This is a genomic window from Tepidiphilus succinatimandens (assembly GCF_006503695.1).
Classification (GTDB): domain Bacteria; phylum Pseudomonadota; class Gammaproteobacteria; order Burkholderiales; family Rhodocyclaceae; genus Tepidiphilus; species Tepidiphilus succinatimandens.
In genome coordinates this window covers 1-13,701 of the sequence record NZ_SBIK01000026.1, presented here as the reverse complement: position 1 = coordinate 13,701, position 13,701 = coordinate 1, and the positions used below count along the sequence as shown (strand labels likewise).

The window sequence follows — 13,701 nt, the reverse complement described above, 5'->3', positions numbered from 1 at the left end:
ATCCGCGTTGCCCACCGCGCCGGCCTTCGCCCACAAGCTCCACAGCCTCCCACCACCATCAATGAACCAGTCTCACAGCTCTGGTCCTATCGGGGCGACAAGTATTCTGACGCGGGGGGGGTCCCCCTCGATCCCGATTGCACCCAGCGGTGATCGAGGTTGATAAAAAGTACCGAAGCAGTGGTCCCAGATCAGCCAGAACTCGCCGAAGTTCACCTGGGCATCCTCAAAGCGCTCACGGTGGTGCCAGCGATGCAGCTCAGCGACCCCTAGGGAAGGTCTGCAAAACCTTCCTGCCAGACTGCCGGGATGGGACAATAGCGACATGAAGCAGATGAGTCTGGAGGCGCCGATGTATACGGGCTTTGAGCTGCGCGCCAAGCGCACCCGCAAGCGTGCGTTTTTGGAGCAGATGGACCGTGTGGTGCCGTGGGCAGAGTTGGTCGCACTCATCGAGCCGTATGCGCCGAAGGCGGGTCCCAAGGGTGGGCGGCCACCCTTTGCGGTAGAGAAGCTGCTGAGGATTCATTTTTTGCAGCAGTGGTTTGGTCTGTCGGACCCGGCGGTGGAGGAAGCCTTGTACGACACGCCGCTGCTGGCGAGCTTTGTTGGTCTGGACCTGGGGGTGGATGTCGTGCCGGATGAGAGCACCATCCTGCGCTTTCGCCACCTGCTGGAGCAACACGGCCTGAGCCAGCGTATCCTCGAGACGGTCAATCGCATCCTGACCGAGCGTGGCCTCATGCTCAAGAGCGGCACCATCGTGGATGCCACGCTCATTGCTGCTCCCAGCTCGACCAAGAACGCCCGCCGTGAGCGCGACCCTGAGATGCACCAGACGAAGAAGGGCAACCAGTGGTACTTCGGCATGAAAGCGCACGTTGGGGTCGACGCCGAGACAGGGCTGGTACACACGGTGGTGGCCACCGCTGCCAACGTCTCGGATGTGACGCAGGCGCATCGGCTCTTGCACGGGCAAGAGACCGACGTCTTTGCCGATGCGGGCTATCAGGGAGTGGACAAGCGAGCGGAAAACCAGGGCAAGCAAGTCGCTTGGCACGTGGCCATGCGGCCGGGCAAGCGCCGGGCATTGGACAAGCGCACTTTTCTTGGCCAGGTGATGGATGCCTTGGAACGCACCAAGGCGCGCATTCGTGCCAAGGGTGAGCATCCGTTTCGGGTACTCAAATGCCAGTTTGGCTACCGCAAGACGCCCTATCGAGGCTTGGCCAAGAACGGCGCGCAGCTCAACGTCCTGTTTGCGCTGGTCAATCTGTGGCTGGCGCGCAAAGCCTTGCTGGCTGCGACGGGATAAGTGCGCCCGCAGTGGGCTCACTGGGGCCGGATGAGGCTGCAGAGGGCCCACGAAGGGGCTTGCTGGAGCCCAAGAACCGTTCAGCATCTGTTTCGATCCCATCCTACGAAACGATATTGACCCTGAACTCGTCGCCACGAACGAGTGGGCGGGGTAGTGCAGAGGTTCCCTAGCAGGTAGCGCAGCGGTCCCGCCCTGTAGTCGAAATTCGAGTGCTGGAACGCCAGGTGAACGGCGAGGATCGCGAGCCACCCACCCACCACTTCGGCAGGGGCCCCCAGCACGCCGAGGACGACCAGACCTGGCCCGGCCATCAACGCCGCATGCAATGGGTGCCGTCGTTCTCCGTTGAGCCAGTACAGGCGGCGCGAGGAATGGTGGATGCTGTGCAACCGCCAGAGAAAACCATAGCGGTGGCTCAGTCGGTGAACGGCATACAGCGACAGGTCCAGCGGCAGACCGGCCATGAACACCTGCGCCAAATAGGGCCAGTCGTTCGGCCACCACATCCCCTGCCAGCCGACCCAATTGCGCAACACGACAAAGCCCAGCACGGCGCTGTGCATGACCACCAAGTTGATCACCGCGTGAATCACGTCGGCCGGGAAGTCTCGATCGGGTTGCCGCCACCGCGGGTCGAACGGAAACCAGCGCTCAAGCAGCGCGACCGCGGTGAGCCCGGCCATCACCAGGCCGGCGAGCCAGGCGAGCGGGACGTCTCGCCAGGGCGCGGCCGCCACGCCGAGGATCACTGCGGCCATCAGGACCGGATAGGCGCCATACCGAACAGTTGAGCGTGCAGCCATTGCAACTCCATGAAACTGACGAGCCCAGTGTTCCCAAGACAGCAGGACGGCGCTTGAACAAACCTGCTGTCGGCCGCGCTTGACTCTTTACCCGGTACAGGGTTTGCAATGTCGACTGTCAGCGCTGACCCTTGGCGGGCAGCTGGAACAAGGAACACCGATGAGCGACAACTGCGCCGACGACGAATCACAACACCTCGACGCCAGCCAGGCGGACGACCGCCGGATCCTGCTGCTGGTCCTGCTGATCAACCTCATCCAGTGCCTGGCCGGCGTCGGCGTGGGGATTTGGGCCTCCTCGACCGCGCTGATCGGCGCCGCCTTGGACAACCTGGCTGACGCGTCGGTGTATGGGGTCAGCCTTTATGCAGTCGGCCGAGCGCCGGCGATCAAAGTCCGTGCCGCCCGGCTGTCTGGCTGGCTGTTGATCGGACTGGCGGTGATGCTGCTGGTCGAAGTGCTGCGTCGGTTCTTTGGTGGCGAGCCGCCCGTGGGTCCCGCGATGATGGTGATGGCAGCCGTCAACGCGGCCTTGAACATCGTCTGTCTGCGCCTGCTGAAGCGGCACCAGGGGGAGGACGTGAATTTCAAGGCCTCGGCGATCTTCACCAGCAACGACTCGATCGTGAACCTCGCCATCGTGCTGTCCGGGGCGCTGGTGATGTGGTGGGGATCGAACCTGCCGGACTTGGTGCTGGGCTTGGTGGTGGCGGCGATCGCGGCCAATGGCGGCCGGGAAATCCTGTCTGAGGCAGCCGAGGCGGGTAAAAAGGCCCGCTCCGCGGCCACTTGACCCTGCACCTACTCCAGGGTATTCAATCTCGCTAGAACCGAAGGCACATGATGAAGACCGACCAAGTTGATTCCGGGGGTGCCGGCGAAGCCGTGCTGAGCAACGACAAGACGACCGTCTTCAGCATCCCCAACATGGATTGCCGCAACGAAGAGGCGACCGTCCGCGCCCGGTTGGCGCAGCTTCGATTGATCCGATCGCTGTCCTTCGACCTGCCCAATCGCCGTCTCACGGTGGTACACGCGTTTGACACGCCTGCGCCCCTGCTGCAGGCCTTGGCCGAGATCGGCATGAAAGCCGCGCTTGAACCTGAGCCCGCCTCAGCAAGCGATGGCACCTGCGGCTCGGCGTGTTCGTCAAGTTGTGGCAGTACGAGCGGCGCGAAGACGGACGTATTCACCATCTCGAACATGGATTGCCGCAACGAAGAAGCGGCGATCCGGGCTCGCCTCCAGCCGCTCGCTGGGGTGAACTCGCTGGAGTTCGACCTGAAGGCACGGCGGCTGTCCGTGGCGCACACGCTGCCGTCCGCCGACCCGCTGCTGCAGCAGCTGCATGCGATCGGCATGCACGCCCGCCTCGGCGATCTCCCGGAAAACGCAGTGCCGGACTGCGACACGGGTCCCAGTTGCGGCCCGTGTGGCAAGCCTGCCGCTCCACCCGCAACCCAAGCTGCGGCTGAAAGCACACGAGCGGCCACCGGCAACACCACGCAGTTCCTGATCACGAACATGGACTGCCCGACCGAGGAGGCACTGATTCGCAAGCGCCTGGGCAAGGTGGATGGCATCGACAGGCTGGACTTCGACCTGATGAACCGGCGTCTGGCGGTGGTGCACCGCCTGGCAGACCCGGCGCCCGTGCTTGCGGCGCTGAGCGAGATCGGCATGAACGCCACCGTGGAGCGCGAGGCGGGCCCAAGCGCGAAGGGACAGGTCATCTACCTGATCGAAAAAATGGATTGCCCCACCGAGGAGGCGCTGCTGCGCAAGGCCTTGGAGGGCATGCCTGGCGTGGACGGTCTGCAGTTCGACCTGATGAGCCGGAAACTGACCGTTCACCACTCGCTGCAGGACGTGGCCACGATCACCGCCGCGATCGAGCGCTTGGGGATGTCGCCGGTGCTGCAAGACAGCAGCCAGCCGGCACCGGCGGTCACCCGTGAGTTCGGCAGCGGGATCTCGAAGACCCAGTGGCTGCGTATGGCGGCTGCGGGTGCGCTGGCGATCGGCGCCGAAGTCATGGCCTTCTCTGGCTGGGAGGAGTCTTCGATTCCGGTTGTCGCCGCGTCGTTGGTGGCGATTGCGCTGGGCGGCACCGAGACCCTCAAGAAGGGCTGGATCGCGCTGCGCACCCTGTCGTTGAACATGAACTTGCTGATGACGATCGCTGTCATCGGTGCCGCACTGATCGGCCAGTGGCCCGAGGCGGCTGTGGTCATCTGGTTGTTCGGCATCGCGGAGATGATCGAAGCGCTGAGCTTGGACCGCGCGCGCAACGCGATCCGCAAGCTGATGGACTTGGCGCCGGAGACAGCCCTTGTCAAACAGCCCGACGGCCGCTGGGAAGAAGTCAAGGCGGAAACGGTCGCGTTGGGCGCCCAAGTCCGCGTGCGCCCCGGCGAGCGGATCGCGCTGGATGGCGTGGTGGTGGCGGGTGCTTCGGCCGTCAACCAGGCACCCATCACCGGCGAGAGCATGCCGGTGGAAAAGAAACCGGGCGACACCGTGTTCGCCGGCACGATCAACGAGCGCGGCACGCTGGAGTTCGAGGTGCGCTCGCGCAAGGGAGAGACCACCCTCGACCGGATTGCCCGTTCGGTACAGGAAGCGCAAGGCCAGCGGGCACCGACGCAGCGGTTTGTCGATCGCTTCGCGAGCATCTATACCCCGGTCGTTTTTGCGCTGGCGATTGCCATCGCGGTGATCCCGCCGCTGTTGTTCGGCGGCGCCTGGTTTGACTGGGGCTACAAGGCACTCGTGATGCTGGTCATCGCCTGTCCCTGTGCCCTGGTGATCTCGACACCGGTCACCGTTGTCAGCGGCTTGGCCGCCGCCGCGCGCCGGGGCATCCTGGTCAAGGGCGGCCTGTACCTCGAACAGGGCCGCCTGCTGCGCGCGGTCGCGCTCGACAAGACCGGGACGCTGACCCATGGCCGTCCCGCGCTGACCGACACCGTTGCGCTGGCCTCTGTGCCGCAGCCTGAGGTCTTGCGGCTGGCCGCAAGCCTTGATGCCTTGTCAGAGCACCCGGTGGCCACCGCTATCGTGGATGGCTACGGCGACCGGCCGCACGCGAGCGTGCAGCACTTCGAGGCTTTGGCCGGCCGCGGCGTCAAGGGCGACATCGACGGGCAGACCTACTACATCGGCAATCAACGCCTGGCCAGCGAACTGGGCGTGCTGACGGAGCGGGTGCGCGCGCTGCTTGAACAACTCGAAGACCAGGCAAAGACCGCAGTGGTGCTGGCAACCGACAAGCAGGCGCTGGCCGTCCTCGCGGTGGCCGACACCGTGCGCGATAGCAGCAAGCAGGCGGTGGCCGAGCTGAAGCGGCTGGGTGTCGAGCCAGTGATGCTGACCGGCGACAACCGCAAGACGGCGCAAGCGGTGGCTGCCCAGGTCGGCATCACCGACGCTCGTGGCGACTTGCTGCCGCACGACAAGCTGGAGGCGATCGAAAAGCTTGCGGCGCAAGGGCCGGTCGGCATGGTGGGCGACGGTGTCAACGATGCGCCTGCGCTGGCGAAGTCCAACATCGGCTTTGCGATGGGGGCAGCGGGCACGGACACCGCCATCGAGACCGCCGATGTCGCCTTGATGCAGGACGATCTGCGCAAGCTGCCTGAGTTCATCGCGCTGTCTCGCCGGGTGGGTGGCGTGCTGAAGGCCAACATCGCGTTCGCGATCGGCACCAAGGCCGTGTTCATGGTGCTGGCCTTCACCGGCCACGCCAGCCTGTGGCTGGCCATCCTCGCGGACATGGGCGCGAGCTTGGCGGTGGTGTTCAATGGGCTGCGCCTATTGGGCGGCTCAGGGTCCGACGACCGACGCCATGGCCGCTGACCGCGGGGCACGCCTTGGTTTCGGGCTTGCGGCCAGCGTGCTTGCCGCTGACGTAGCGACCAAGGCCGCTATCGTCGCCTGGGTCGAGTACGGAGCCCGGCACGAGTGGCTGCCCATCCTCAACATCGTCCATGTGCTGAATCGCGGTGCGGCCTTCAGCTTCTTGCATGACGCCGGCGGGTGGCAGCGCTTCTTTTTCATCGCGATCGCGCTGGCGGCATCGGTGTTTCTGGCGATCCTGATGCGGCGTCCTGGCAGTTCCCAGCCGGAGCGCATGGCCTTCGGTCTGATCCTGGGCGGGGCCCTGGCGAACATGTTCGATCGGATCGGCCGCGGTGCCGTGGTCGACTGGATCGACTTTCACTGGGGGGCTCACCACTGGCCTGCGTTCAATGTGGCCGACATTGGCATCACCGTCGGTGCGGCCTTGATCGTGTTCCACGAGTTGTTCGGCCGAAGGCGCGTTAGCGAGGTGAATGGCTGAGCTTGAAGCGGCCGGACGGCCGTTGTTGACCATCGGCCACGGATGGGCTGTTTACGTCGGCCCGGTGGAGCCTGGCCGGTCCCACCGGCATCAGGCAGCGCAGCTGGCTTGGTGTCCCGAAGGCGACCTGGCCCTTGAAGGGGCCTGGGGCGTGCTGAGGGCCCCGGGCCACTTCCTGCCTGCCGGGGCGCCCCATCGCCTAGTGGCTTCCGAGGTGACGCGGATGGTCTTCCTGGATCCGGCCATCGCGGGCCTCAGGACAAGCCAGCCGACATCAGCGGTGCCGCTGACCGAGATCCAGGCGGCCCTGCTGGAAGGCCACCTGCAACCGTGGATGCAGGACCTCGAACTGTCCACTTCGCAAGACCGTCCCCACCGTCGTGCTGAGGATCCACGCTGGGCATCACTTCTCGACTGGCTGGACCAGGCACTGGACGGGCGTGTGCGGGTTGAGGACGCGGCCGCAGCGGTGGGGCTGTCATCCTCGCGCTTTATGCATTGGTTCGCCGGCGTCGCTGGTTTGCCGTTCCGCGCTTATGTGCGCTGGCTGCGTTTGCAACGCGGCGTGCGCGTCCTCGCCGGCGGTGCGACGCTGACCGAGGCGGCGCACCTGGCGGGCTTTGCCGACAGTGCCCATCTGACCCGCACCTTTGTGGCCACGTTCGGCGTGCGCCCAGCGCCCTTGCGGACTGCACGCATCGTGTGCGCCGACCGAACCGCCGTACCGCCGATCCCCGAAGGACTGGGATTGCTCTAGGCGGGGTGGTGCCAGGTGAAGTCGAACCCGCGGCCCTGCAGAGCGTTCACGGCAGTCGGATCGGAAACTCCGCCTGGGATGGCGGGTAGCAGACGCCAAGGCGCCCATTGCAGCCTTGGTAGAACACCACCACAGAAAGAGAGGCCGGGACACCGGCGGCGCGTTCCAGCGGCAACGTGACCTGTACCGGCTGTGTGTAGACCTCCGTCTCGCCAAAAAAGGGATCCCGCTTCTTGGTGCCGTTGGGCAGCACCATGCCTGCCAGCCGTACGCCTTTTGCGTCCTTGGCCGCAAACCGCACCGTCTTGCGGTACAGGTAGTGTTCAGGCGCAGGCGTGAGAGTTGCGATGACCGTCTTGCCATCGATGGCCTCCACTTTGATTCGGAAAGCCTTCTCCGGCGGCAACGGCTCGGAAGGGTCAGGTCGTCCCAAGACTTTGTCAAAGAGGCCTGCGCTGGCATTCAGCGACGCCACGGCCAAGGACAGGGCGACGGCGGCGCTGGCACGGCGGCCGCGACTTGGACTCCTGCGCATGTGCGTCCTTCTTTGGATGTTCAGATGTGCAGGGCGTGGCCAGAGACAGCCAAGGCGGGTTCCTTGAACGCTTCTGGCAGCGTGGGATGCACGTGTCAAGCCAAGGCGATGTCTTCGGCAGATGCCCGGAACCCGATCGCCAGCATCGGGCGACCTTCATCCCGAGCTGCGCACCGCGCAGAGCGGCCTGGTAGCCGCCCCGGCCGCCGCCGACGATCACGACGTCAAACACTTGCAGTTCCATGGTCCCGCGTCGAAAGTCCGTATTCGCTGGCATTACGCACCCTGTAGCAGGCGCAGAGTCAAGCGCCTGCGTGCAGCTCGCCGCTGGTGTGCCTTGTATCTTTCAGCCCGCGGACCGGCTCGGGTAGCCCGTGCGGCCTCTGGGCCAGTCGATGAAGCCCGCGCCTGAGCGCTGGGCGCCTGTGCCGGACCGTCCTTTCTTGCAGCCCGAACGGTTGTAGGAACTCGAAGTTCGCATAGACAAGGATGGGAGCGAGAGGACGTGTCCGACTCTGTTTTCGTGGGTATTGATGTGTCCAGTCAGACGCTGGAGATCGCCAGCAGCGCCGCCGCGAAGACCTGGCAGGCGGCCAACGACACGGCTGGCATCGAGCAGTTGGTTGTTCAGCTGACAGGGATGAAGCCGGCTCTGGTGGTGTTGGAGGCCACGGGCGGCTATGAGTTCGAGGCCGCTTGTGCGATACAGGCCGCGGGCCTGCCGGTGGCGGTGGTGAACCCGCGCACGGCACGCGACTTTGCCCGCGCCATGGGAGCACTGGCCAAGACGGACACGCTGGATGCCCGGATGCTGGCAACGTTCGCCCGCGTGCTGCATCAGCACCCCGAGCGCGAACGGTTCATCAAGCCGCTGGCAGATGCCCAATTGCAGCGGCTGCAGGCGCTGGTGCTGCGCCGGCGTCAGATCGTGCAGATGCTGACTGCCGAACGCCAGCGCATGCGTATCTCGCATGCGGCCGCGCGCCCCAGCATCGAGCGGGTCATCGAGTTCCTCAAGGCCGAACTCGGCGACAGCGATGCCGAGGTGGCCGACCATGTGCAGCGCCATCATGCCGAACTGGCAGCCGCCCTGAGCAGCGTGCCCGGCATCGGTGCGGCCAGCGTCGCGGTACTGCTGGCGCAACTACCCGAACTGGGCAAGCTCGACAGGCGCCGAGTTGCCGCCTTGGTCGGCGTTGCGCCGCTGAACCGCGACTCCGGTCAGATGCGCGGCCAGCGTTCGATATGGGGTGGCCGTGCCGACGTGCGACGCACCCTCTACATGGCCACGCTGACGGCCGTTCGTCACAACCCCGTCTTGGCCGCCCATTACGAGCGCCTGCTCGCCGCAGGCAAGCGCAAGAAGGTCGCCCTCGTGGCTTGCATGCGCAAGCTGCTGACCATCCTCAATGCCATCGCCAAGCACGGCTCGACCTGGAACCCGTCTCTTCATCACGCTTGACTGCCAAGACGGTTGCTCAGGCGGACGACAGTCGCTTCGCTTGCCAGGCGTTGAGGCTGAACCCGGCAACGGCAAGGAGGAGCACCGCAAGCTGAGCCACGTTGGTCTGCACCGTCGGATAGATCCCCAGCGTGGGCACCCGCAGCCAGGCCACCGGCGTGGCGGTGAACCAGCCGGCCTCCTGCAGCCCCGCCACGCCCTTGCCGACCAGGACCACGGCCAGCGCAGCGACCAGGACCGAACTCCACGCGAAGAACTTGCCGATCGGCATGCGCGCGCTGGTTCGCAGGAACACGAAGGCGATGAGGGCAAGCAGCACCACACCAGTGGCCAAGCCGGCAATCAAGGCCTGGCCGTTGCCCTCGGAGGCCAGCGCCGAGTAGAAGAGCACCGTCTCGAACACCTCGCGGTAAACCGCGATGAAGGCCAGGCCAAACAGTGCCCAAGCCGACCGCTTGGTCAACGCGGCGGACAGCCGCTCGCGCAGGTAGGCCTGCCATCGTCCGGCGCTGCTTTTCTGGTGCATCCACAGCCCGACGGACAACAAGACGGCGGCCGCAAACAGCGACGACAGACCCTCGGTAAGTTCGCGGCTCGCGCCGCTGATGCTCACGACCTTTGTGGCGATCAACCAGGTCAAGCCCCCGGCGGCCAGGGCGGCAATCCAGCCGCCGTGGACGTAGCGCAGCGCTTGCGGGCGCTCGGCTTTGCGCAAGAAGGCGACCATCGCCACGACGATCAGCAGCGCCTCGACGCCTTCACGCAGAAGGATGGTCAGCGCACCCACGAAGCTGGCCGTCGCATCCGTTCGTGCTTGACCGAGTTCTGCCTCCACACGGGCGAAGAGTGTGTCGAGCTCACCGGCGGTGTTGGCGGCGGCCTCCATCCGCCCCTCGCTCACCGTGCTCCGGTACAACTGCATCGTCCGTTCGATGTCGATCAGCAGCTGCTTGTTGCGCGTTTCCAGCGTGGCTTCAATCGGCTCGAAGCCGTCGAGATAGGCCGACAAGGCCAAGCGGGTTGCCGCAGCACGGTCGCCGGCGCGCAACGCCGCCAGGCTGGATTGCAGTTGGCCCCGGGCGAGCTTGAGGCCCGACGGCCCGGTGGTGACGGCATTGGGGTGACTGCGCGCGTACGCCATCGCGTCCTGGGCCGTTTCGGGGGGCAAAGTCTTGGCCAGGTCCGCTTCGGTCATGGTGGCCAAAGCATTGAGATCGGTAAGCGCCGAACGTACCCGCGCATCCTTCGTGAACGCCGCTGCCCCGCGCTCTCGGGCAGCCTGGTCGTACGACAGCGTGCCGATGTAGAACGCGAGCGCCCATCGATCGGACTCGGAGAGCGTGGCGAACGGCGGCATCGAGGTGCCTTCAACCCCTTGCGTGATGACTTGGTACAGCGCCATCAGTGACCGAGCGCGGGCGCGCTCGGCGTCCGTGAAGGCGATGGGCTGCGGGTCCAACTGCTTGGCCAAGGGGCCGTCACCTGCACCTGCGGCACCATGGCACGACGCGCAGTGCGCCTGGTACAAGCTCCGGCCCTGTTGCAGATCCGGCACGCTGCGCGGTGCCACCGCAATGGGATACGCCGTCAACAGCAGGCGGCCTGCCTCCTGGGCAATGGCCGAGACTTTCTCTGGCGGCGCCTTGTCGGTAACCGCGGTCACCAGCTGTGTGACAAGGGCGGCCAGACGGGCCTTTAAGGCGTGTTCGGGCAGGGTCCTGGTCTGGGCCAGCGCACTTTGGGAGAACTCACGCATCTCCTGGTACTCGGCTTCACTGATCACAGCACCGTTTCGCACCGCCCCGCTGTAATCGACGGCGACATAGTCGAGCAGTTGCCACAGTTGGCGCACCTGTGGTTCGATCGATGCAGTCGGTGTTGCAGCGGAAGTGCCCAGGCTGACTAGCAGGAGGAAGGCCGCCAGCAGGCCATGCCAGGAGATCAGGTGCTTCATCGCTTCATTTTGCCAATGATTCTCATTTGCGACATTTGAAACCCTGTAGCGGGTGTAGAGTCAAGATCCAAAGCGACGAAGGGGCGATCGTGAAAATCGGCGAACTGGCGCAGACTGCAGGCACCGGCGTGGAAACCGTCCGCTTCTACGAGCGCGAGGGCCTGTTGCCCCTGCCAGCGCGCTCATCTGGCAACTATCGCGTCTATAACGGGGAACATGTCGACCGCTTGGCCTTCATCCGCCACTGCCGATCCCTCGACATGACGCTCGACGAGATCCGGGTCCTGTTGCGGTTCAAGGATGCGCCACACAAGGACTGCGGCGAGGTGAACTCGCTGCTCGACGCCCACATCGGCCATGTCGCACACCGGATTCGAGAGCTCAAGGCGTTGGAGCGGGACTTGAAGCAGTTGCGTGCACAGTGTGGCCGCTCGCGGGAAGCCAAGGATTGCGGCATCTTGGAGGGCCTTGCCAAAACGGCACAGCAGCCAGCGCAGCCGAAGGCGCGCCAGGCGGCACACCTCGACAGCAGCCACCCGCGCGGCAAGGCGGGCTCGCTCCACAGCGCCTAGTTGAGGCTGCACGGCGAGCCGAACATCAAGGGGCACGAATGGAGTCTGCCGGCAGCACCCAGGGCCTGGGCATCGCCGCTGCGCCGAAGACGGGCAGCGGCGCTACACGTGCGCCGATGCTGAACGGCCCGAAGCGACAACACTTCTTGCCGCGCTTCTACCTTGAGGGCTTCTGCCGAGATGGCCTGGTCGCGGTCTACGACCGCAACAACGATGAGGTACGGCTTCAGCAGCCAGTGAATACCGCCGTCATTGGCCACTTCTACACCCTTGAGGACACCGAGGGTCGCAAGCGTTTCGAGCTCGAAGCCGTGCTCTGCGAGTACGAAGGCAAGGCCAAGCCGGCGATTGCCAAGCTCATCGCCTGCGAAGGCTTGAGCGATCAGGAGCGCAGCGACCTGTCCATCTTCATTGCCCTGGCGGCGATGCGCACGCCAGACATGGTCAACTCGGTCCAGTCCTTGAACGGCCAGATGGTCGCGCACAGCGCGAAGCTGCTTTTCCGTGACGTGGAGAAGGTGTACCAGGACCTGCGCGCCGACAAACTGGAAGAAGGCACGTCTGACGAAGAACTGCGCGAGCAGGCTGCTTTCATGGTGGACATGGCGCAAAGCGAAAAGTTCGTCGTCACGACCGATGAGAAGTGGGCGGTGCAGATGACCATGCAGATGGCGCTCGGCGCTGCCCCGTACCTGGCGGGCCGGCATTGGCGCGTGGTGCACCGGGAGCGCGACAAGCATTCATTCGTCACCACCGATTCCCCCGTTTTCCTGAACACCACCGCGCCGCGCGGCCCGTCGCCCTATGGGGTGGGGTTCGGAAGCCCGGATGCCTTTATTTCGTTTCCATTGGACCAATCCTGCGTCCTGCAGGCATGGGGAGACGACGGCCTCCTCGAACACAAAGGTGCCGACGGCAACTACATCCGCAAGGCCAACCTGGCGCTCGGGGCGCGATGTCAGCGGTTCCTGGTTGCCAGGGACGAGGCCCTGGTGAGCTCGCTTGCGCAGGAGCTGGGACTGGCACAAAAACAGTGGCAGCCCAAGCTCAGGCTGGGATGAGGTTGGGCGAAGACGCAGCTATTCATTCGCGTCGTACCGCTTTGCAATGTCACCGAGGTCAAAGCCTTCGCCGTCGAAACAGGCCTGCGTGTGTTCCATCGGCTGACTCGCCAGGGTGGCGGCTTTGTAGGCTCGATTCATCAACTTCGGCGCTTCTTCATGATCCGTGGCGTGGATCATGTAGTACATGACCTTGCCTCGACCACCGTCGGACCGTTCGTAGATCGGCCAGGCCGCAGCGCTGGCATAACCCAGCTCACGCATGAAGCGGTGGCTGAACAGACGAGCGAGTTCCACCGAGTGGGAGGTGGAGCGTGGAAGCTCGATGTCGTCACGTCCCCACCACTCCCGCAACTTCTTGTCGTCCTTCAGCGCAGCGATGGATCGCCCCAGCCAGCCGACTGCAAGGAAGTAGAACTGTTCGATCTTGGTGTTCGTCTTCTTGTATTCGGCGATCTTCCTGACGGTGTCCCACTTGCACTCGAAAGTGCGCTGATCGAGCAGGCAGAAGGTCGCTTCTTTCTCGCGTCTCGATCCGGGCACGAGGACTTGCTCGATCACTGTGTTGAAGTCACCTCGGTGAATCTCGATCTTGCGCTTGTCACCCAGGGCCCGGCGGTCCGCCACAAGCTTGTCCAGGTGCTCGACCTGCCGCGGGTTCATGTCGCAAAGGATGAATCGCCGCAACCACGGCGGCTGGATTTCCAGCACGCGTTTGGCTGACCACGACTCATCGTTGTACTGCTCGACCTGGGGGCCGGCAAAGCCGTCGATGTAGCGGCGCGCGTCAAGCTACTTGTCGCCTCTGTCACGCAGCAATCGGCTGAATGTCTCCTCGGCTCACAGCCGTTGTGACCACAGAGTCGCGTTCAGGGTTGAGGGTAACGGCCCGGATGT

General features: G+C 64.8%; 12 protein-coding genes. 8 read left to right on the top strand and 4 right to left on the bottom strand.

Annotation, left to right across the window (positions count from 1 at the left end):
* Positions 1-325 precede the first annotated feature (325 nt).
* Entirely contained in the window at positions 326-1,315 is a 990-nt protein-coding gene (locus EPD82_RS11670) for an IS5 family transposase (RefSeq protein ID WP_066708478.1), read from the top strand.
* 80 nt (positions 1,316-1,395) lie between these two features.
* On the opposite strand, the gene EPD82_RS11665 is transcribed toward EPD82_RS11670, so the two are convergent.
* The gene (locus tag EPD82_RS11665; protein ID WP_141056743.1) at positions 1,396-2,121 is read right to left on the bottom strand and encodes a sterol desaturase family protein; all 726 of its coding nucleotides are present in this window, start codon (positions 2,119-2,121) and stop codon (positions 1,396-1,398) included.
* A gap of 160 nt (positions 2,122-2,281) precedes the next feature.
* Here EPD82_RS11665 and EPD82_RS11660 point away from each other — a divergent pair, with 160 nt between their 5' ends.
* The 4 genes from EPD82_RS11660 to EPD82_RS11645 are packed head-to-tail and all read left to right on the top strand — an operon-like array spanning position 2,282 to position 7,220.
* Positions 2,282-2,914, top strand: a complete 633-nt coding sequence (locus EPD82_RS11660) for a cation efflux transmembrane domain-containing protein (protein WP_141056742.1) — start codon at positions 2,282-2,284, stop codon at positions 2,912-2,914.
* Positions 2,915-2,961: 47 nt separating this feature from the next.
* Entirely contained in the window at positions 2,962-5,979 is a 3,018-nt protein-coding gene (locus EPD82_RS11655) for a heavy metal translocating P-type ATPase (RefSeq protein ID WP_240803330.1), read from the top strand.
* A complete protein-coding gene (gene lspA, locus EPD82_RS11650; RefSeq protein WP_141056741.1) occupies positions 5,969-6,463 on the top strand; it encodes a signal peptidase II in 495 nt (164 codons plus the stop codon). The genes EPD82_RS11655 and lspA overlap by 11 nt, the downstream gene beginning before the upstream one ends.
* The gene (locus EPD82_RS11645) at positions 6,456-7,220 is read left to right on the top strand and encodes a helix-turn-helix domain-containing protein (protein ID WP_141056740.1); all 765 of its coding nucleotides are present in this window, start codon (positions 6,456-6,458) and stop codon (positions 7,218-7,220) included. Before lspA ends, EPD82_RS11645 begins: the two co-directional genes overlap by 8 nt.
* Before the next feature lie 46 nt (positions 7,221-7,266).
* On the opposite strand, the gene EPD82_RS11640 is transcribed toward EPD82_RS11645, so the two are convergent.
* A complete protein-coding gene (locus EPD82_RS11640; RefSeq protein WP_141056739.1) occupies positions 7,267-7,755 on the bottom strand; it encodes a protein-disulfide reductase DsbD N-terminal domain-containing protein in 489 nt (162 codons plus the stop codon).
* 505 nt (positions 7,756-8,260) lie between these two features.
* On the opposite strand from EPD82_RS11640, the gene EPD82_RS11630 reads away from it, so the two are divergent.
* A complete protein-coding gene (locus tag EPD82_RS11630) occupies positions 8,261-9,217 on the top strand; it encodes an IS110 family transposase (protein WP_141056737.1) in 957 nt (318 codons plus the stop codon).
* A 16-nt stretch (positions 9,218-9,233) separates the two neighbouring features.
* Here the strand turns inward: EPD82_RS11630 and EPD82_RS11625 are convergent, their stop codons facing one another.
* Positions 9,234-11,171 carry a cytochrome c/FTR1 family iron permease gene (locus tag EPD82_RS11625; RefSeq protein WP_141056736.1) on the bottom strand — a complete coding sequence of 646 codons (1,938 nt, stop codon included), beginning with the start codon at positions 11,169-11,171 and terminating at the stop codon, positions 9,234-9,236.
* 89 nt (positions 11,172-11,260) lie between these two features.
* Here EPD82_RS11625 and cadR point away from each other — a divergent pair, with 89 nt between their 5' ends.
* Together cadR and EPD82_RS11615 are read left to right on the top strand one after the other, a co-directional pair.
* A complete protein-coding gene (gene cadR / locus EPD82_RS11620) occupies positions 11,261-11,743 on the top strand; it encodes a Cd(II)/Pb(II)-responsive transcriptional regulator (protein WP_141056735.1) in 483 nt (160 codons plus the stop codon).
* A 38-nt stretch (positions 11,744-11,781) separates the two neighbouring features.
* Positions 11,782-12,804: a DUF4238 domain-containing protein gene (locus EPD82_RS11615; RefSeq protein WP_141056734.1), complete on the top strand. Its 1,023-nt coding sequence runs from the start codon at positions 11,782-11,784 to the stop codon at positions 12,802-12,804.
* Between the two features lie 18 nt (positions 12,805-12,822).
* Here EPD82_RS11615 and tcmP read toward each other — a convergent pair whose 3' ends face one another.
* Positions 12,823-13,578: a three-Cys-motif partner protein TcmP gene (gene tcmP, locus EPD82_RS11610; RefSeq protein ID WP_240803331.1), complete on the bottom strand. Its 756-nt coding sequence runs from the start codon at positions 13,576-13,578 to the stop codon at positions 12,823-12,825.
* Positions 13,579-13,701: the final 123 nt, after the last annotated feature.